Raw genomic sequence first — 19,114 nt, forward strand, 5'->3', positions numbered from 1 at the left:
GGGGGCGCACCTTCTCCCACCCATTCTGCGGGATAACGGAGAGGCGCACAGCCAAGGGCAACCGCCGGTGGCGCGCTGGAGGCTGCCGGCCGCACCCGGGCGGAGGAGCCCGCGGCGTCTGGCGCCGTGCATCGCAAGGCGGAGACCGCCCCGGTAACCGAAGTCACTGGGTGGTTCCGACAACGCAGCGAGGTGCGGTGACAGGCGTCGCGGGCCCGCCCGGGAGTGGTCGGCAGCCTCCGTGCACGCTACCCCTTCTCCGGCTCTCGTCCCACCTGCGCGTCCGAATCCCGGTTCGGGTCGTACAGGGTTGGGGCACTATGACGGGGTGACCACCGCAAGGTCGTCCGACGGATTCAGCCCGGCACGCAGGGTGGGGCGGGCCGTCGGGCATGCCCTCCATCGGCCGTTCACTGGTACCGCAAAAGGGATCAGACGGGCGACGAACGCCCATGGGGCGGGCGAGTCGGGCCTCGGCAAACTGATCGAGCTGCACGCCGTGAACAGCGCGGGTGACGTAATGATCACGGTTGCGCTGGCCTCGACCGTCTTCTTCTCCGTACCGACCGATCAGGCCCGCGGCCGTGTCGCGCTCTATCTTCTGGTCACCATGGCGCCGTTCGCGCTGCTCGCCCCCGTGATCGGCCCGCTGCTCGACCGGCTGCCGCACGGCCGCAGGGCCGCGATGGCCGCGGCGATGCTGGCCCGGGTGGCCCTCGCCCTCGTCATGTCGGGGGCCGTGGCCACCGGCGGCCTTGAGCTCTACCCCGCCGCACTGGGCGTACTGGTGGCGTCGAAGGCGTACGGCGTCGTGCGCAGCGCGGTGGTCCCCCGGCTGCTGCCACCACGGTTCTCACTGGTCAAAGCCAACTCCCGGGTCACGCTCGGGGGGCTGCTCGCGACCGGTGTGGGGGCGATGATCGGCGCCGGACTGCACCGGATCGGTTCGGCCTGGCCGCTCTACGGGGCGTCCGCCGTCTTCCTGTTCGGGGCGTTCCTCGCGTTCACGCTGCCCCGCAAGGTGGACTCCGCGAAGGGTGAGGGCAGGGCCCGGCTGATGGAGGAGGCCGACGGGCGCAAGCCGTCGCTGCGCACGGTCGGCCCCTCCGTGCTGAACGGCCTGGTGGCGAACTCCGCGCTGCGCTCGCTCTCCGGCTTCCTGATCTTCTTCCTGGCCTTCCTGCTGCGCGAGCACCCGATGGCCGGGCAGAACGCCGCCGTGTCGCTGGCCATCGTGGGCGTGGCGGCCGGCGGGGGCAACGCGGTGGGCACGGCAGTCGGCGCGCTGCTGCGCTCGCGCGGACCCGAGATCATGATCGCCACCCTGCTCGGGGTGGCACTGGGCACCGCGGTGCTCACCGCCGTCTTCTTCACCTCGGTGCTGGTGACGCTGCTGGCCACGGTCGCAGGCTTCGCCCAGGCGCTGGCCAAGCTGTCGCTGGACGCGATGATCCAGCGGGATGTGCCGGAGACCGTCAGGACCTCGGCGTTCGCCCGGTCCGAGACGGTGCTCCAGCTCGCCTGGGTGGTGGGCGGCGCCATCGCGATGGTCCTGCCGCTGAACGGCGTGCTGGGCGCGTCGGTGGGGGCCGCGCTGGTCGCGACGGGTGCGATCACGACCGTACGGGGGCTCCTGACGGCCGCCCGACGCGGCTCGCCGCACCCCCGCGTGGCATGACCTGCGCCGGACGATAGCCTTCGCCCCATGACCGTTGCGCTTCTTACTGGTAAGGGCCGCCGCACCGCTGCCGCCCTCGGTGCCGTGTCCGCCGGACTCCTCGTCCTGTCCGCCTGCGGCAAGCCGACCCCCTTGGCCACCGTGACGGTCGGCACCAACTCGGTGCACTCCGAGGCCGCCTGCTACAACGACGGCAAGAGCCTGGACATGGCCAAGACCAAGTCCTGTGCCACGGACAAGCAGGGCACCAAGTCCGTCAAGGTCGACCCGGACAGGACCGTGCGGATCGGCGTGGACCCGAAGATCGCCGACAAGGGCTGGGTGCTGCTGCTCAACGGTCAGCAGCTGACCGGCATCAGCAAGAAGACCTACACGACCGTGCCGGGCAACGTGTTCTTCAACTCCCAGTACGGCGCCAAGGGCAATTCCTCGACCATCGCCATCGCCGAGGGCGACGGCACCACCAAGGTCTTCGGCCTCTGGTCGTTCGTCTTCAAGAAGGACGCCTGACGTCTTGCGTGTACTCATCGTGACCGCGGTCCCCGCTGAGCGGGACGCGGTCACGCGCGCGTTCGGGGACCCCGCGGACCAGGGCGCGGGAACCGGTCCCTTCGAGGTGATCGCGGCCGGTGTCGGACCCGCTGCCGCCGCGGCAGCCACGGCGACCGCCCTCGCGCTCGGCTCGTACGGCCTGGTGGTCTCGGCGGGCATCGGCGGCGGGTTCCACGCCGCACCGGGCTCGCTGCTCGTCGCCGACGCGATCGTGGCGGCCGATCTGGGCGCCGAGACGCCCGACGGCTTCGTGCCCGTCACCGAGCTCGGCTTCGGCTCGGTCGAGCACCGCCCGCCCGCCGCTCTCGTACGGGCCGTGGCCGAAGCCACCGGTGCGACGCCCGGCACCGTGCTCACCGCTTCCACCGTCACCGGCACCGCCGCACGGGCGGCCGGGCTGCTGGCCGCCCACCCCGCGGCCGTGGCCGAGGCGATGGAGGGATTCGGGGTGGCCGAGGCCGCCGCGCAGGCCGGTCTGCCGGTGCTGGAGATCCGGGCGGTCTCCAACGCCGTCGGCCCGCGCGACCGCGACGCCTGGCGCATCGGCGACGCGCTGGCCGCGCTCACCGCGGCCTTCGGGAAGCTCGCGCCCGTACTGGAAGGTTGGACCCGCACATGACCGAAGCGACCGAGGCACCGCTCCTCACCGAATCGCTGAACATCGCCTTCTCGCCCTGCCCCAACGACACGTTCGTCTTCGACGCCTGGGCGCACGGCCGGGTGCCGGACGCGCCACGGATCGATGTCACGTTCGCGGACATCGACATCACCAACGGGATGGCGGAGCGCGGCGAGTTCGACATCCTGAAGGTGTCGTACGCGGTGCTGCCCTGGGTCCTCGACGAGTACGCGCTGCTGCCGTGCGGCGGGGCGCTCGGCCGGGGCTGCGGCCCGCTGGTCCTGACCACCGGGCCCGGCGTGGACCTCACCGGGAAGACGGTCGCGGTGCCGAGCGAGCGCTCGACGGCGTATCTGCTCTTCCGGCTGTGGGCCGCCGAGGTGGTGCCCGGCGGCGTCGGCGAGATCGTCGTGATGCCGTTCAACGAGATCATGCCCGCCGTACGGGACGGCAAGGTCGACGCCGGCCTGGTCATCCACGAGGCGCGGTTCACCTACCAGGAGTACGGGCTGCACTCGCTGGCCGACATGGGGCAGCACTGGGAGTCCACGACCGGCCTGCCGATCCCGCTGGGCGCGATCATCGCCAAGCGGTCGCTGGGTGAGGAGCGGCTGCGGGAGCTGACCAGGACGGTACGGGCCTCGGTCCGGCAGGCCTGGGACGACCCCGAGGTGTCCAGGCCCTATGTGCTGGGCCACGCGCAGGAGATGGACCCGGCGGTCGCGGACCAGCACATCGGGCTGTACGTGAACGAGTTCACCGCGGATCTCGGCGAGGACGGCTACGCGGCGGTCCGCGGGCTTCTCACCCGGGCGGCGGCGGAAGGGCTCGTACCCGCGTTGCGCCCCGGGGCGCTGGACTTCGTCTGAGCGCGGGTGCGGGACCCGGGGCGCGGCGCCCCGGGTCCCGCACCGCGCCGGTCGGCCTCAGACGCCCGAGGGGCTCGGGCTCCCGGCGACCGGGACCGCCTCCACGGCCGGCCCCGGCTTCGTCCCGCTGCGGCCCGGGATCGCCAGGACCACCAGCGCGGCCACCAGCGCGACCGCGCCGCCGATCACGAACGCCGTACGGAAGCCCGCCTCCGACGGGATCGTGAAGCCGCCGGACGCCACAGTCATCTGGGCCAGCACCACGCCCATGACCGCGCTGGAGACCGATGTCCCGACCGACCGGGCCAGGGAGTTGAATCCATTGGCCGCCGCGGTCTGGGAGAGCGGCACCGCGCCCATGATCAGCGCCGGCATCGCGCCGTAGGCGAAGGCGACGCCCACGCTGATCACGCACGCGAAGGCCACCAGGCCCCAGGTCGAGCCCATGAGGACGAGCGCCAGGCCGTAGCCGATCGCGGTTATCACGGAGCCGGTGAGGAGCGACACCTTGGGGCCGCGGGCCGCCGAGAGCTTCGCGCCGAACGGCGAGACGGCCATCATCACCAGCCCGGCCGGAGCCATCCACAGGCCGGCCGCGACCATCGACTGGCCCAGGCCGTAGCCGGTCGCCACCGGCAGCTGGAGGAGCTGCGGCGCCACGAGCGACTGGGCGTACATCGCGAAGCCCACCACGACGGAGGCCACGTTGGTCAGCAGCACCTGACGCTGCGCGGTCGTGCGCAGGTCGACCAGCGGATCCACCGTACGGAGCTCGAAGGCGCCCCACAGCAGCAGGACGACGATCGCCGCCGCCAGCAGGCCCAGCGTGTTCGCGCTGCCCCAGCCCCAGTCGCCGCCCTTGGAGACGGCCAGCAGCAGCGCCACCAGGCCGACGGCCAGACCGGCGGCGCCCGGGTAGTCGAACCGGCCTCCTGCGCGGACCGGCGCCGGGGGGACGAAGAGCAGGACCAGGACGCCGAGGACCGCGCTCAGTCCGGCCGAGCCCCAGAAGAGCGTGTGCCAGTCGGCGTTCTGCGCCACCGCGGCGGCGATGGGGAGCCCGAGCGCGCCGCCGATGCCGAGCGAGGAGCTCATCAGCGCGATGGACGAGCCGACGCGCTCAGGCGGCAGGACGTCGCGCATCACGCTGATGCCGAGCGGGATGATCCCCATGCTGGTGCCCTGGAGCGCGCGGCCGATGACCATGGGGGCGAGCGAGCCCGCCAGCGCGCAGACCAGGGAGCCGGCCACCAGCAGCCCGACACAGACCAGCATCAGCCGCCGCTTGCCGTACAGATCGCCGAGCCGGCCGGTGACCGGTGTGGCGACCGCGCCGGCGAGCAGGGTGGCGGTGACGACCCAGGAGGCGTCGCCCTGCGTGGTGTGCAGCAGCCGCGGGAGCTGCGCGATGAGCGGGACGACCAGGGTCTGCATCAGCGCGGCGACGATGCCCGCACCCGCCAGGACGGCGACCACGGGGCCGGTTCTGGCGGGTGGCTGCGCGGGGGCGGTCGGGGTCACGGGGGCCTCCTTCTCGGCCGCACACTCGGCGGCGGGTGTGCATCATACATAGCTTATGCATGATGCATATATCGCGTGCTATACATGCAAACCGGCACCGGACGGCGGGCCGGGACAGCACAGCGGGACAAGCGGAGAGCGCGGGAGAGGAGACGCCTCGTGCGTCAGGCGAGCGAGAACATCGAGCGGGAGATGACCCTGCTGGCCCGGTACCGGTACATGGGCATGGCGGAGCCGACCCGCCTGGAACGCAGCGCCTACATCCTGCTCTGCCGGATCGAGATCGACGGCCCGCTCTCCATCGGGCAGCTCGTCGACGCGCTGGATCTGGACACCTCGACGCTGAACCGGCAGACGGCCGCCATGACCCGTGCCGGGCTGGTGGAGCGCATCCCCGACCCGGAGGGCGGCCTCGCCCGGAAGTTCCGCATGACCGAAGAGGGCGCGAAGAAGCTGCGCGCGGACCGCGAGGACGCCGTCGTCGGCCTGCGCCGGGTACTCGCCGACTGGACACCGGAGGAGGCCGACGTGTTCGCGGCCGCACTGGAGCGCTTCAACACCAGCATCGAGACGATCATCGGTCAGCCCTGGCCCCGGCCTTGACCGGTGGGCGGACGAGCGGTGGGCGGACGAGCGGTGGGCGGACGAGCGGTGGGCCGGGGCGGGAGGCTCCCCGCCCCGGCCCACCGGGAGACCGCGTGCGTACGGTCAGACGTCCAGCTGGTCCGCCACGGCGCGCAGCAGCCCCGCGATCTTCGCCCCGGCCGCCTTGTCGGGGTAGCGGCCACGTTCCAGACTCGGCGTGATGTTCTCCAGGAGCGTCGTCAAGTCCTGCACGATGGAGGCCAGTTCGTCGGGCTTGCGGCGCTGGGCGGCTGCCACCGACGGAGTGGGATCGATGATGGTCACCGTCAGCGCCTGGTCGCCGCGCTGCCCCGCGACGACACCGAACTCCACGCGCTGCCCCGGCTTCAGGGCTTCGACTCCGGACGGGAGCACCGACGAGTGGACGAAGACATCGCCCCCGTCGTCGCGGGAAAGAAAGCCGAAGCCTTTTTCCGAATTGAACCATTTGACCTTGCCGGTGGGCACCGTCTGTCCTCGTCCTCGTAGTCGTAGAAAACGGCTCTGGATAGCACTGCAGCGGGTCGCTCGACCCGCCGGGACTCAGGCTAATGGTCGGGGGACCGGTAACAAGACGTCACTGCGTAGTTCCTCCGCGCAGGGAACTACCCTGGCCGGGTGAGCAATGAAACCCAATCGTCCGACGCCCGTTCCGGCGACCGGCTGGTCCAGGCCGGCGCGATCATCTTCTTCGTCGGGGCCGTGGCCACGCTGGTCACGGTGGCCCCGCTGTTCCTCGGCACGCACCCGTTCCCGTCGATCGCGTATGCCGTGTGCATGCTGATGGGCGTGGGCTTCGTCGTCGCGGCGGCCGGTCTGCTGCGCTCCGTCGCGGACCAGCGCCGGCAGGCACGCGCCGCGATGGCGGGTCAGGCACCCGCGGCGACCCCGGCCGCGTAGCCCTCCAGCCACGCGGGGAACTCGGTGAGGTCCGTCAGGACCACATCGGCCCCGGCCGCACGCAGTTCGTCCGCGCCGACCGGTCCGGTCGGTACGGCGACCGAGAGCGCGCCCGCCGCGAGCGCCCCGCGCACGTCGCCGACATGGTCGCCGACGTACACCGACGCGCCGTGCTCGCGCAGCGCCCCGGCCTTGGCCTCCGCCCAGAGCCAGCCGACGACGGCGTCCGGCTCGATACCGAGGTGGACCAGGTGGCGCACGGCGTCCGGCTGGTTCTTGGCGGTGACGACGATCGCCCGGCCGCCGAGCCGCCGTACCGCGGCCACCGCGTCGGCGGCGCCCGCCATCGCCGTGGACGGCTCGATCGCGTGTGTGGGGTAGATCTCACGGTAGCGGTCCCGCATCGCCGGAATCTGGCCCTCCGGAAACCACTCGGCCAGCTCCGTCTCCAGCGGCGGACCGAGCCGCGTGACCGCGAGGTCCGCGTCGATGTACGTCCCGGTCTCGGCGGAAAGTACCTGGTAGGCGGCGTGGATCCCGCGCCGGGAGTCGATCAGGGTCATATCCAGGTCGAAGCCGACCGTCAGGGGGTGAGAAGACATGCCTTCCATCCTCCCTCCGTCCGGCACCTGACCGTGGGGGCGCAAGCGGCCGAGCATAGACTTAGCCAAGCCTTACCAACCTTCGGAATGGGTCAGATGTCAACTCCCGTGGCCCGCCGCCGCATCGCCTGGACGGCTGCCGCCGTGGTGGCCCTGCTGCTGGCGGTCCTGCTCAGTCTCGCGGTCGGGGCACGGGCCATCGCGCCGTCAGCGGTGATCGACGCGCTGCTGCACGGCGGGCACAGCAACACCGCCGAGGTCGTCCGCGAACTGCGGGTGCCGCGCACCCTCATCGGTCTGATGGTGGGCGTCGCGCTCGCCCTGGCCGGGACCGTGCTCCAGGGCATCACCCGCAACCCCATCGCCGACCCCGGCATCCTCGGCATCAGCCAGGGCGCATCCGTCGGCGTGGTGCTGGCCATCGCCTTCGCCGGGATCCACTCGCTCACCGGGTACGTCTGGTTCGCCTTCGCCGGGGCGGCGCTCGCATCGGTCGCGGTGTACGCCATCGCCTCCCGGGGACGCGGCGGCGCCACCCCGGTGAAGCTCGCGCTCGGCGGCGCCGCGATCAACGCGCTGCTGGTCTCGGTGGTGCAGGCGGTCCTGACCACCAAGGCGTCGGCGCTGGACGAGTTCCGCTTCTGGCAGGTCGGCTCGGTCAGCGGCCGTGACACCGGCATCGTGGCTCAGATCTGGCCGTTCCTTCTGGTGGGCGTGGTGCTCGTGGCCTCGGTCGCACGCGGCCTCGACGCTCTGGCGCTGGGCGACGACATGGCGAAGGGGCTCGGCCAGAAGGTCGCGACCGTACGCATCGTCGGCGGCATCGGCGCCACCGTACTGACCGGGGTCGGCGTCGCCGCCGCCGGACCCATCGCGTTCATCGGCCTCGCGGTGCCGCACATCGCCCGCGCGATCGTCGGCAGCGACCACCGCTGGGTGCTGCCGATGGCGGCCCTCATCGGCCCGGTGATGCTGCTGGTCTCGGACACCGTCGGCCGGGTCGTCTTCCCGCCGAGCGAGGTACCGGCCGGAGTGATGACCGCGCTCATCGGGGTGCCGTTCCTGGTGACCCTCGTACGCCGGAAGGCGGTCCCGGCGTGACACCGGCTGCTCCCACCACGACCGCGCCCGGCACCGGGGCGGGTATGCGCCCCGCGGGGTACTCGCTCGTACGGGCCGGGGGCGGGACCTTCCTGCTGCACCGGCGGGCGGCGGCCGTCGCCGTCGCACTGGCGGTGCTGCTGGCCGCCACCTGCGTCGCGTACCTGTGCGTCGGCGAGGAGTTCATCGCCCCCGGTGAAGTCGTCAAGGTCATCCTCGGCAGGCCATCGCCCGACGAACTCGTCGTCGGCACCCTGCGGCTGCCCCGCATGGTCGTCGGGCTGCTCGTCGGCGCCGCCTTCGGCGTGGCCGGGGCACTCATCCAGACCGTCGCCCGCAATCCGCTGGCCAGCCCCGACATCATCGGTATCAGCAAGGGCGCCGGCGCGCTCACCGTCGGCGCGATGTCCCTCGGGGTGACCTCCACCGCCGTCCTGCCCTACCTCTCGGTCATCGGCGGGATCACCGCGGCCGCGCTCGTCTACGTCTTCGCCTGGCGCGGCGGGCTGCACGCCACCCGGTTCGTCCTGATCGGCATCGGCTTCGCCATCGCGCTGGGCTCCGTCACCCAGCTCTTCCTGACCAAGGGCGACTACCTGGTGGCCCAGCAGGCCCAGATCTGGCTCACCGGCTCGCTCAACGGCCGCGGCTGGAGCCAGGCCGGGCTGCTCGGCTGGGTGCTGATCGTGCTCGTGCCTGCGGTGCTGTGGGCCGCGTACGCCCAGCGCACCGTGTCCATGGACGACGACACGGCGACCGCCCTGGGTATCCGGCTCGGGCGGGTGCGGCTCGGACTCGTACTGCTCGGCGTCGTCCTTGCCTCGGTGGCGACCGGCGCCGCCGGGCCCGTCGACTTCGTGGCGCTGCTCGCGCCGCAGATCGCCCGGCGGATGACCAGGACCGCACAGATCCCGCTGCTCTGCTCGGCGCTGATGGGGGCGTTCATCGTCGTGCTCGCCGACCTGCTGGGCCGCAAGCTCCTCGCGCCCACCGAACTGCCGGTGGGCGTCCTCACGGCGGCGGTCGGCGCCCCGTATCTGATCTGGCTGATCGCGAAGAATCACGGCGCCCGCGGCCGTAGTGGAGGCAACGCATGACCAGCAGTCCGCCGACGACCACGCCGTCCAGGCTGACGGCCCGCGAGCTGACCCTCGCCTACGACGACCGCACCGTCGTCGACGGGCTCGACCTGGCCGTGCCGGACGGGCAGGTGACGGTCATCGTCGGGCCCAACGCCTGCGGGAAGTCCACCACGCTGCGGGCCCTCGGCCGGCTGCTCAAGCCGCGCAGCGGGGCGGTGCTGCTCGACGGCGCCGAGCTCGCGCGTACCCCCACCCGGAAGATCGCCCAGTCGATCGGGCTGCTCCCGCAGTCCCCTTCGGCGCCCGAGGCGATCACCGTCGCCGACCTCGTCGCCCGGGGCCGCCAGCCGCACCAGCACTGGTGGCAGCAGTGGTCGGACGAGGACGAACGCGCCGTCACCGGGGCGATGGAGCGCACCGACATCACGGCCCTCGCCGAGCGGGCCGTGGACGAGCTCTCCGGCGGACAGCGCCAGCGCGTCTGGATCGCGATGGCACTCGCCCAGGAGACGGATCTGCTCCTGCTCGACGAGCCCACCACCTACCTCGACATCGCCCACCAGGTCGAGGTGCTGGACCTGGTCCGCCGCCTCAACAAGGAGCGCGGCAGGACCGTCGTCGCGGTGCTGCACGACCTCAACCAGGCCGCCCGGTACGCCGACCACCTGGTGGCCATGAAGAACGGCCGGATCGTCGCCGAGGGCCGCCCCGCCGAGATCGTCACCGCGGAGCTCGTACGGGAGGTGTTCGGCCTGGAATCGCTCGTCATCCCCGACCCGGTGACCGGATCGCCGCTGGTCGTGGCGGGGGCGCCGTGGAACGCGGGTAAGGAGACCGGCGCGGCGGTAGCCACCGGCGCCGACACCGGGGACAGTGCAGTCGGCGTCTGAGACCTGCCGGCCCGGGGCCTGCCCGCCCGGGGCTCCGCCGGCACCGGGACTCCGCTCGCCCGGGACCCAGCTGGAACGCCGTCGAAAGGGCTCCTCATGAAGCACTTACTCCGCCGTCGCCGTACCGCCGCGAGCGCGCTCCTCCTGACCGGGGCGCTGGCACTCACCGCCTGCGGCTCCGGCGACAGCAGCGGCAAGCCGCCCGCGGGGGCGGTCGCCACCCACACCATGAAGACCGCCATGGGAGACGTACGGGTCCCCGACCATCCGCACCGGGTCGTCGTCCTGGACACCGCCGAGCTGGACTCGGCCATCACGCTCGGCGTGAAGCCGGTCGGCGCCACCCACGCCGATGCGAAGTCCGGCTTCCCCGACTATCTCCCCAGGTCCGCGGTGGCCGGGACGAAGGACGTCGGCGCGCTGGCACAGCCGAACCTGGAGGCCATCGCCGCGCTCAAGCCGGATCTGATCCTCACCAGCAAGATCCGCCACGGCGACAAGTACGGCGAGCTCAGCGCCATCGCGCCGACCGTCATGACGGAGAACACCGGCTACCCGTGGAAGGCGAACTTCCGGGTGCACGCCGAGGCGCTCGGCAGGCAGGCCGAGGCGGAGAGGACCGTCACCGCGTACGCCGCACACATCCGGAAGGTCGTGACCGCACTCGGCGGGCCCGCGAAGGCAGCCGCCACGAAGGTCGGCGTGGTGCGGTTCGTGGAGGGTGCCGACATCCGGATCTACGGCAGGAAGAACTACATCGGCACGGTCCTCACCGACCTCGGCGTCGGCCGGCCGGCCATCACCGACAAGGCCGAGGACGGCTTCTCGTACGACGTGAGCCCCGAGCGGATCGACCTGGCCGACGCGGACGTCCTCTTCCACTCCACCTACGGCGACCCGGCGAAGGCCAAGGAGACCAGCACCACGCGGAGCGGCCTGTGGAAGGGCCTGACCGCGGTGCGGGACGGGAAGGCGTTCGGCGTCGACGACCAGCTGTGGATCCAGGGCATCGGCTACACGGCGGCCGACAGGATCCTCGACGAACTGCGGGCCGACCTCACCCGGGGGTGACCGGCCCGGCCGGTGATCGCCGCCGCAGCACTGTGCCGCCGGCCCTCGGGGCGGCGGCACAGGCGGCACGGTGGACGTGCCCGGGGTTGCGCGGGTGCCTCAGGATCCGGCCTGCACGGCGCCGATCTGGGTGCCGGCGGCGACGGAGAGCGAGCCGTCCGCGAAGGACTCACCGGGGATCACCCCGTCGGGGGTGCGGAGCGTGAACGCGACCTCGTTGGCCTTCTTGCCGGCGGCGGCGCTGGGGACCTGGATGTCGAAGTGCACCGGGTGACCGGGGCCGAAGGTCACCGCGGTGCTCTGGCTGCCGTACGCCTTGGGGGTGACCCCGGCCTTGGCACCGTGGTTGAGGAAGCGCACCCCGCTGGGCGAACCTGCCAGCTTGCAGGAGAGGGTGTTCGGCGCGGCGGTCAGCGTGACCCGGTAGTGGCTGTGCCCGGCGCTGGCCGCATCGGGAGTGATCTTCGCAGTGTGGTTCGCCGGGCGGCAGGCCGAGACGGTCGCGGCAGCCGTGTGAGTCGTGGTGGAGGCCTGCGCGACCCCCATGCCGGCGGCTCCTGCCAGAGCGGTGGCGGCAACCGTCACGACGAACTTGCGAGACATACCCATGGCCAGCTCACTTTCGTATCAGCTCACGGTCCGGCCGGTGGAACCCGCTGAACCCCTGTCTGCGAACAGCTTGCCCGGTGCACCGACCTGAGATCGTCACGGGAAAGCAACGCGCCTGTTACAGCCGCCCGGAGGGCCCTTCGCCGCTCAACGGCCCCCGGTGCGGGGGCCACCCGTCCGGCTCAACGTCCTACGTCAGCCGCCGGCGCGCCCGCCACACCAGGTACAGCGCGGAGGCAACCGCCGCCACCCGCAGCACGACCGGCCAGGCCCCGGAGATCGCGTCGCCCATCCCGTGCGGCGGGATCGGCGCGCCCCAGCGGCCGTCGGTCCGCCCCCACAGCCAGACGACCCCGCCCGTCAGGGCCAGCCCCGGCAGGCCGAGCACCGCCCACTTCGCCTCGGCGCGGCTGAGCCTGCGCGAGAGGTACGCGAGGAGCCAGCCGGCCCCGAGCGCGATCAGCGAGCCGAGTACGGCGCCGATCACCAGCAGCGCCGCCGCGAGCAGCAGGAAGGGACTGGAGAAGCCCCCCGCGACCGCCCGGACCGCGCCGCCGCCCTCCCCGGCCGGGCGCCGGCCGAGCAGCGACCTCCGGCGCGGCTGCGCCTCCACGGATTCGCCTCCGGCGACGCCCCCTCCGGGCTCGCCGTCGCCGTCCTCCTCGTCACCGGGCTCGGTGTCCGGCGGCGGTTTCAGTATCTCGGGGATCTCCACCCCGCCCGTGAAGCCGGGCACCGCGTCACCCGCGCCGAAGGGACCCGAGTCGATGCGCCACCAGTCAGGTTCGGCGCCGGACGGGCCCAGTTCGTCCTCGCCCGCCAGGTGCGGGGGTGAGGCGGCCGTCGAACGCGGGGCCGGCGGTTCGGCCTTCTCGCCCCTGCCCAGCCCCCATCCGCCGCCGCCCGGACCGGTCCTGCCCGGGCCCGGCCTGCCGGTTCCCGCCTTGCCGAGCCCCACCTTGCCGAGCCCCACCTTGCCGAGGCCCGTCCTGCCGAGGCCCGTCCCGGCGCCGTCGCCCACCGCCGGCTCCGCCGCGCCCCCGCCACCGCTGGGGTCGCTGTCGTCCCGCCGGCTCCTCCGCGGGCCCGGCATGCGCCGCGCCCGGTCCCGTACGGGATCCGCCGCCGCGCCCGGCGGTGGCCCGCCGCCCGTCGCCGCCGCCACCTGCTCGGCAGGCGTACCGAGCCGGCCGAGGATGCGGCGTACGGCGGCCTCGCCGTCCGCGTCGGCCCCGGCGCGCTGCCGGTCGATCTCGCCGCGCAGCGAGGAGACCAGCCGCATCCGGTCGGCCGAGGTCAGTTGCCGCTGAGCCAGGTCGCCGACCCGGCTCAGATAGTCGTAGACGAGCTGATCGCTCTCGATCCCCACGGAGTCGCACCCCTTCACGCCGCTCTGCACCGACCGTAGCGCCCGCACTGCGCACCGTCCGGGCTCCCCGGCCCCTTTCCCGCGCTTTCCCGGCGGTCACGTGTTCCGCCCCGCTCCTTCCGCTCCTCGCCCCTCTCGCTTTCCACCCCTTTTGCGCCCCTTTTGCGGCCCTGGCAAGGGCAGCAGCCGCGGGCCGTTTCCCGCGCGCTTTCCGCCGGCCCGTCCCGTGTCCTGCCTGCCCGCACCGGGCGAAGTCATCGCCTCCAACGTGGGGCGGTGCGCCATCTGCCCGCAAATCTCAGTAACGTGGGCCGGATGGGGACCCGTCCGCACTATGGGAGGCGCACGTGCCGGAACGAACACGCAGCACGCCACCGCGCACCCTCGCGGAGGCCCTGCGCAACCGCGACGACGCATCCCTGAGCGGGCTGCTGCGGGCACGGCCCGATCTGCTGACGCCGGTGCCCAGTGATCTCAGCCAGCTCGCGACCCGGGCGGGCACCCGCGCATCGGTCGTGCGGGCGCTGGAACACCTCGACCGGTTCACGCTCCAGACGGCGGAGGCGCTGGCGGTCGCGCCCGACCCCGCCCCGTACGAGACGCTCCTCGCCCTCATGGCCGGGGACGAATCGGACCCCGAGGTCGCTGCCGCACTGCCCGCAGCGGTCGAACGGCTCCGCGAACAAGCTCTGATCTGGGGCACGGACGACCGGCTCCGGCTCGTCCGCACCGCCCGCGAACTCCTCGCCCCCTCCCCGACGCACCCCTCCCCGACGGGCCTCGGACCGACCGTGGCGGAGGCCACGGTCGGGATGTCCCCCGGCCGCGTCCAGGAGATCGTCACCGCCGTCGGCCTCGCCGGCACCCACGACTCGGTCTCCGCGGTCACCGCGCTGACCGCGCTGTTCACCCACCCGGCCCGGATGTCCGCGCTGCTCGACGAGGCGCCGACCGAGTCGCTGAACGTTCTGAGCAGGCTCGTCTGGGGCCCGCCGTACGGCGAAGTGGCCGCGGCGCCGACCCGGCCCGTGCAGTGGCTGCGCGATCACGGGCTGCTGCTGCCCGCCAGCGCGCGCACCGTGGTGCTCCCCCGGGAGGCAGCGCTGCACCTGCGCGCCGGGCGCGCGCACCGGAGCACCGAGCCACGGCCGCCCGCCGTGGTGCCCGCCCGCGAGTACGGTCCACAGGCTGTGGACGCGGCGGCGGCAGGACAGGCCTTCACCGCGCTCTCCACCATCGAGGACCTGTTCAAGGACTGGGACGAGGGCGGCCCCGCCGTCATGCGCTCCGGCGGGCTCAGCGTCCGCGACCTGAAACGGACCGCGGCAGCCCTGGACGTCAGCGAGCCGCTGGCCGCCTTCTGGGTCGAACTCGCCTACGCGGCCGGGCTGCTGGCGGCCGACGGCGCGGCCGACGAGCGGTTCGCGGCCACCCCCGCGTACGACGCCTGGCTCGAATCACCCGCCCAGGACCGCTGGGCCGCCCTGGTCACCGCCTGGCTCACCGCCACCCGCACCCCGGGCCTGATCGGCGGTCTCGACCCCAAGGGCCGCGCCCTGTCCACGCTCGGCCCCGAGCTGGACCGCGCCGCCGCGCCCGAGGTGCGGCGCAGGATCCTGGCCCTGATGGCCACCCTCCCCGAGGGGACCGCACCCGACCCGGAGTCCCTGCTCGTCCGGCTGCGCTGGGAGCGCCCCGTCCGCGGCACCGCCTCCGGCCGGAGTACCGGCCCGGGAGCGACCGCGGACATCCCTACGGCCCGTCACACCCACGGCGCGACCGCGGTCGGCGATCTGCGGTCCCGTATCGCCCAGTGGACGCTGAACGAGACGGAGCTGCTGGGCATCACCGGCCGCGGCGCCCTCTCCACCCACGGCAGGGCGCTGCTGGGCGACTCCACTCCCGGCACCGGGCCGCACCCCGCGCCGTCCACCGCCGAGATCGCCGCCGCCCGCGTACGCGCCGCCGAAGCGATCACCCCGCTCATCCCGGAGCCGCTCGACCACGTCCTCCTCCAGGCCGACCTCACCGCCGTCGCCCCGGGACCGCTGGAGCGTCCGCTCGCCGCGCTGCTCGGGGTGGCGGCCGACATCGAGTCCAAGGGCGGCGCCACCGTCTACCGCTTCACCGCGGGCTCGGTGCGCAGGGCGCTCGACGCCGGACAGACAGCGACCGACCTGCACGCCTTCCTGGCCGCCCACAGCCGTACCCCGGTGCCGCAGCCCCTCACGTATCTGATCGACGACGTCGCGAGGAAACACGGCCACCTGCGGGTCGGCGCCGCCTCCTCGTACGTGCGCTGCGACGACGACGCCGTCCTCAGCGAGATCCTGGCCGACACCCGCTCCCAGTCGCTGCGGCTGCGCCGCCTGGCGCCCACGGTGCTGGCCTCCATGGCCGACCCGGCCGGGCTGCTCGAAGGGCTGCGCGCCATGGGGTTCGCCCCGGCCGCCGAGTCCGCCGACGGCGATGTCATGATCACCCGTGCCGACGCCTACCGCACCCCGCCGCGCACCGCGCCCGCGCCGGTGCCCGAGGGCCCGCCGGTCCCCGACGACGTCCTGCTCGGCGCGGCGCTGCGAGCGATCAGGGCGGGCGACACGGCGGCCACGGTGGTCCACGCGCCGGTGCCCGAGTACGGCGACCTGCCGCGCACCCCGGCCGCCGAGACACTCGCGACGGTCCAGGCGGCGGCGATGACGGGCGCGGCGCTCTGGATCGGCTACGTCAACGCGGACGGAGCGGCCAGCAAGCGGGTGATCGCGCCGGTCCGGGTCGAGGGCGGCTTCGTCACGGCGTACGACCACACCGCCGACGACGTCCGGACGTATCCGCTGCACCGCATCACGGGCGTTGCGGAGCTGACCGACGGCCCGTCCTGAGCGTGGACCACCAGCGGGGCCCCTTCGCGGGCGGATCGCCCGCCGCGGCACGCTTCGCCGTACCGGCGGACTTCCCCGCCGTCTTCGCGGGCTTCTTCCCCGCGAGCTTCTTCCCCGCGGGCTTCTTCGCGCCGGTCCTCGACGCGGCCGTCCTGGAGCGCAGCGCGGCGGGCAGCGCGGGCCTGCGCCGGGTCCCCGGCACCCGGCCGGCGTCCGGACCGCGTGCTTCCCGCTCCGCGGGCGCCTCCCGGGGCTTCCGCTGCCACCAGTGCGTGCGCCGCGGGTGCAGCGCCCGTCCGAGCCGCCGGCCGAGGATCAGATAGCCGATCAGCGCGCCCGCCGTGTTGAGGATCACGTCGTCGATGTCGAAGGCGCGTCCGGTGATCAGCAGCCCCTGCGCCGTCTCGACGAGGAGCATCACCACGGCGGTCACCAGCACCACTCGCAGCAGTCCGCGCGCCTTGGGGATCAGTACGGGCAGCAGCACCCCGAAGGGCACCCCGAGCAGCAGGTTGCCGCCGATCTGCTTCACCGTGTCGCGGAAGGCCGGCTGGTCGATGTAGGTGCGGATCGAATCGCCGGGTGTGAGGTTCGTGTGCGTGAGGTCCACCGAGGCCGCGGACGGCACCAGGGTCACCTTCGCCAGGGCGACAGCGAAGCCGACCATGCAGACGAAACCGATCAGTAACACGAGGGTGCGCATCAGGGCCGATGCCCACGTACGGCGCTGCAGTCGCGGTTCGGAGTCCATGACGCAGCGTGTACCCCGGCCGGGATGCGCGACACTGGTGGTTTGGCCGTACCGAAAGGCCTCACGGCGCGAAGGGACTCAAGGCGTGAATGGACCACTCATCGTCCAGAGCGACAAGACACTGCTCCTGGAGGTGGACCACGACCAGGCGGACGCCTGCCGTCGTGCCATCGCGCCGTTCGCGGAGCTGGAGCGCGCGCCCGAGCACATCCACACCTACCGGCTGACGCCGCTCGGCCTGTGGAACGCGCGCGCCGCGGGCCACGACGCCGAACAGGTCGTCGACGCGCTGGTCGAGTTCTCGCGTTACCCGGTGCCGCACGCGCTCCTGGTGGACGTCGCCGAGACCATGGCGCGGTACGGCAGGCTCACGCTCTCCAAGCACCCCGTCCACGGCCTCGTGCTCACCTCGACCGACCGGCCGGTGCTGGAGGAGATCCTCCGCTCGAAGAAGGTCGCCCCGCTGGTCGGCGCCCGTCTCGACCCCGACTCGGTGGCGGTGCACCCCTCCGAGCGGGGGCAGATCAAGCAGACGCTGCTGAAGCTGGGCTGGCCCGCGGAGGACCTCGCGGGGTACGTCGACGGCGAGGCGCACCAGATCGATCTGGACCAGGAGAGCTGGTCGCTCCGGCCCTACCAGCGGCAGGCCGTGGAGAACTTCTGGCACGGCGGCTCCGGCGTCGTCGTGCTGCCCTGTGGCGCGGGAAAGACCCTGGTCGGGGCCGGCGCGATGGCCGAGGCAAAGGCGACCACGCTGATCCTGGTCACCAACACCGTCTCGGCCCGGCAGTGGAAGCACGAGCTGGTGAAGCGGACCTCCCTCACGGAGGAGGAGATCGGCGAGTACAGCGGTACGAAGAAGGAGATCCGCCCGGTCACCATCGCCACGTACCAGGTGCTCACGACCCGCAGGAAGGGCGTCTACCCGCACCTGGAGCTGTTCGACTCGCGCGACTGGGGCCTCGTCATCTACGACGAGGTGCACCTGCTGCCCGCACCGGTCTTCAAGTTCACCGCCGATCTGCAGGCCAGGCGGCGGCTCGGGCTCACCGCGACGCTCGTACGGGAGGACGGCCGCGAGTCGGACGTCTTCTCGCTGATCGGGCCGAAGCGGTTCGACGCGCCGTGGAAGGAGATCGAGGCGCAGGGCTACATCGCGCCCGCCGACTGTGTGGAGGTCCGGGTCAATCTGACGGACCGGGAACGGCTCGCGTACGCCACGGCCGAGGCGGAGGAGAAGTACCGCTTCTGCGCGACGACCGCGACCAAGCGGAAGGTCACCGAGGCGCTGGTCCGCAAGCACCAGGGTGAGCAGACCCTCGTCATCGGCCAGTACATCGACCAGCTCGACGAGCTGGGCGAGCATCTGAACGCCCCGGTCATCAAGGGCGAGACGACGAACGCGCAGCGCGAGAAGCTCTTCGGGGCGTTCCGTGAGGGGGAGATCAGCGTGCTGGTCGTCTCGAAGGTCGCGAACTTCTCGATCGACCTTCCGGAGGCGACGGTCGCGATCCAGGTCTCCGGGACCTTCGGCTCACGTCAGGAGGAGGCGCAGCGGCTGGGCCGGGTGCTGCGTCCGAAGGCGGACGGGCACGAGGCGCGGTTCTACTCGGTGGTGGCCCGGGACACGATCGACCAGGACTTCGCGGCGCACCGGCAGCGATTCCTGGCCGAGCAGGGATACGCGTACCGCATCGTGGACGCGGACGAGCTGCTGTCGGGCTCGGCGGGTTCCAAGGACGTGACGGACCTGACGGACCCGACCGAGTCGGACGACGGGCCGGCTGCCTGACCGGGTCACATGCCTGACCGGGTCACCTGGGTGAGGGCGGCCCTCAACGGCGGCCGTGCTCGCCGAGGATCACGACGCTGAAGGCGGCGGAGGCGAACGCCCCGACCGCGCGGAGGGCGCTGTGCACGGACCGGGCCCCGGGGGCACGGACGGCGGAGGAGCGGGGCGCGGTGGCGGTTGCTGTGGTCATGCAGCCATGATG

The 19,114-nt window shown here is 72.8% G+C and carries 19 protein-coding genes; 12 read left to right on the forward strand and 7 right to left on the reverse strand.

What is annotated here, in order from left to right; all coding sequences use genetic code 11:
* Positions 1-328 precede the first annotated feature (328 nt).
* Genes OG917_RS15230 through OG917_RS15245 form a run of 4 tightly spaced genes read left to right on the forward strand, consistent with a single transcriptional unit; the run spans position 329 to position 3,718 of the window.
* On the forward strand, positions 329-1,678 hold the full coding sequence (locus tag OG917_RS15230; protein WP_328318145.1) for an MFS transporter: 1,350 nt from the start codon (positions 329-331) through the stop codon (positions 1,676-1,678).
* A gap of 27 nt (positions 1,679-1,705) precedes the next feature.
* Positions 1,706-2,188, forward strand: coding sequence for a DUF2771 domain-containing protein (locus OG917_RS15235; RefSeq protein ID WP_328318146.1), 483 nt, complete (start codon positions 1,706-1,708; stop codon positions 2,186-2,188).
* Positions 2,189-2,192: 4 nt separating this feature from the next.
* Positions 2,193-2,849, forward strand: a complete 657-nt coding sequence (locus OG917_RS15240) for a futalosine hydrolase (RefSeq protein WP_328318147.1) — start codon at positions 2,193-2,195, stop codon at positions 2,847-2,849.
* Positions 2,846-3,718, forward strand: coding sequence for a 1,4-dihydroxy-6-naphthoate synthase (locus OG917_RS15245; RefSeq protein ID WP_328318148.1), 873 nt, complete (start codon positions 2,846-2,848; stop codon positions 3,716-3,718). Before OG917_RS15240 ends, OG917_RS15245 begins: the two co-directional genes overlap by 4 nt.
* Before the next feature lie 57 nt (positions 3,719-3,775).
* Here OG917_RS15245 and OG917_RS15250 read toward each other — a convergent pair whose 3' ends face one another.
* Complete coding sequence (locus tag OG917_RS15250; RefSeq protein ID WP_443058960.1) at positions 3,776-5,239, reverse strand: MFS transporter; 1,464 nt, start codon at positions 5,237-5,239, stop codon at positions 3,776-3,778.
* A gap of 159 nt (positions 5,240-5,398) precedes the next feature.
* Between OG917_RS15250 and OG917_RS15255 the strand changes: the two genes are divergently transcribed.
* A complete protein-coding gene (locus OG917_RS15255) occupies positions 5,399-5,842 on the forward strand; it encodes a MarR family winged helix-turn-helix transcriptional regulator (RefSeq protein WP_328318149.1) in 444 nt (147 codons plus the stop codon).
* A 105-nt stretch (positions 5,843-5,947) separates the two neighbouring features.
* Here OG917_RS15255 and OG917_RS15260 read toward each other — a convergent pair whose 3' ends face one another.
* Complete coding sequence (locus OG917_RS15260; RefSeq protein ID WP_328318150.1) at positions 5,948-6,331, reverse strand: cold-shock protein; 384 nt, start codon at positions 6,329-6,331, stop codon at positions 5,948-5,950.
* Positions 6,332-6,481: 150 nt separating this feature from the next.
* Here OG917_RS15260 and OG917_RS15265 point away from each other — a divergent pair, with 150 nt between their 5' ends.
* Positions 6,482-6,763: a hypothetical protein gene (locus tag OG917_RS15265; RefSeq protein ID WP_328318151.1), complete on the forward strand. Its 282-nt coding sequence runs from the start codon at positions 6,482-6,484 to the stop codon at positions 6,761-6,763.
* On the opposite strand, the gene OG917_RS15270 is transcribed toward OG917_RS15265, so the two are convergent.
* Positions 6,733-7,374, reverse strand: a complete 642-nt coding sequence (locus OG917_RS15270; RefSeq protein WP_443058961.1) for an HAD family hydrolase — start codon at positions 7,372-7,374, stop codon at positions 6,733-6,735. The two genes, OG917_RS15265 and OG917_RS15270, sit on opposite strands and share 31 nt — an antisense overlap.
* Positions 7,375-7,461: 87 nt before the next feature.
* On the opposite strand from OG917_RS15270, the gene OG917_RS15275 reads away from it, so the two are divergent.
* From OG917_RS15275 to OG917_RS15290, 4 genes are all read left to right on the forward strand, one after another.
* On the forward strand, positions 7,462-8,466 hold the full coding sequence (locus OG917_RS15275) for a FecCD family ABC transporter permease (protein WP_328318153.1): 1,005 nt from the start codon (positions 7,462-7,464) through the stop codon (positions 8,464-8,466).
* Between the two features lie 44 nt (positions 8,467-8,510).
* Complete coding sequence (locus tag OG917_RS15280; RefSeq protein ID WP_328321907.1) at positions 8,511-9,563, forward strand: FecCD family ABC transporter permease; 1,053 nt, start codon at positions 8,511-8,513, stop codon at positions 9,561-9,563.
* Positions 9,560-10,438, forward strand: coding sequence for an ABC transporter ATP-binding protein (locus OG917_RS15285; RefSeq protein WP_328318154.1), 879 nt, complete (start codon positions 9,560-9,562; stop codon positions 10,436-10,438). Before OG917_RS15280 ends, OG917_RS15285 begins: the two co-directional genes overlap by 4 nt.
* Before the next feature lie 96 nt (positions 10,439-10,534).
* Entirely contained in the window at positions 10,535-11,509 is a 975-nt protein-coding gene (locus OG917_RS15290; RefSeq protein ID WP_328318155.1) for an ABC transporter substrate-binding protein, read from the forward strand.
* 99 nt (positions 11,510-11,608) lie between these two features.
* Here OG917_RS15290 and OG917_RS15295 read toward each other — a convergent pair whose 3' ends face one another.
* On the reverse strand, positions 11,609-12,118 hold the full coding sequence (locus OG917_RS15295; RefSeq protein WP_328318156.1) for a DUF4232 domain-containing protein: 510 nt from the start codon (positions 12,116-12,118) through the stop codon (positions 11,609-11,611).
* A gap of 190 nt (positions 12,119-12,308) precedes the next feature.
* Positions 12,309-13,487: a hypothetical protein gene (locus OG917_RS15300; protein ID WP_328318157.1), complete on the reverse strand. Its 1,179-nt coding sequence runs from the start codon at positions 13,485-13,487 to the stop codon at positions 12,309-12,311.
* 347 nt (positions 13,488-13,834) lie between these two features.
* On the opposite strand from OG917_RS15300, the gene OG917_RS15305 reads away from it, so the two are divergent.
* Positions 13,835-16,369, forward strand: a complete 2,535-nt coding sequence (locus OG917_RS15305) for a helicase C-terminal domain-containing protein (protein WP_328318158.1) — start codon at positions 13,835-13,837, stop codon at positions 16,367-16,369.
* Here OG917_RS15305 and OG917_RS30645 read toward each other — a convergent pair.
* Positions 16,332-17,120, reverse strand: coding sequence for a VanZ family protein (locus OG917_RS30645; protein ID WP_443058962.1), 789 nt, complete (start codon positions 17,118-17,120; stop codon positions 16,332-16,334). The two genes, OG917_RS15305 and OG917_RS30645, sit on opposite strands and share 38 nt — an antisense overlap.
* A gap of 85 nt (positions 17,121-17,205) precedes the next feature.
* Between OG917_RS30645 and OG917_RS15315 the strand changes: the two genes are divergently transcribed.
* A complete protein-coding gene (locus tag OG917_RS15315) occupies positions 17,206-18,912 on the forward strand; it encodes a DNA repair helicase XPB (protein WP_328318159.1) in 1,707 nt (568 codons plus the stop codon).
* Positions 18,913-18,955: 43 nt separating this feature from the next.
* On the opposite strand, the gene OG917_RS15320 is transcribed toward OG917_RS15315, so the two are convergent.
* Positions 18,956-19,102 carry a hypothetical protein gene (locus tag OG917_RS15320; protein WP_328318160.1) on the reverse strand — a complete coding sequence of 49 codons (147 nt, stop codon included), beginning with the start codon at positions 19,100-19,102 and terminating at the stop codon, positions 18,956-18,958.
* Positions 19,103-19,114 lie beyond the last annotated feature (12 nt).

Source organism: Streptomyces sp. NBC_00388 (assembly GCF_036061255.1).
GTDB lineage: Bacteria > Actinomycetota > Actinomycetes > Streptomycetales > Streptomycetaceae > Streptomyces.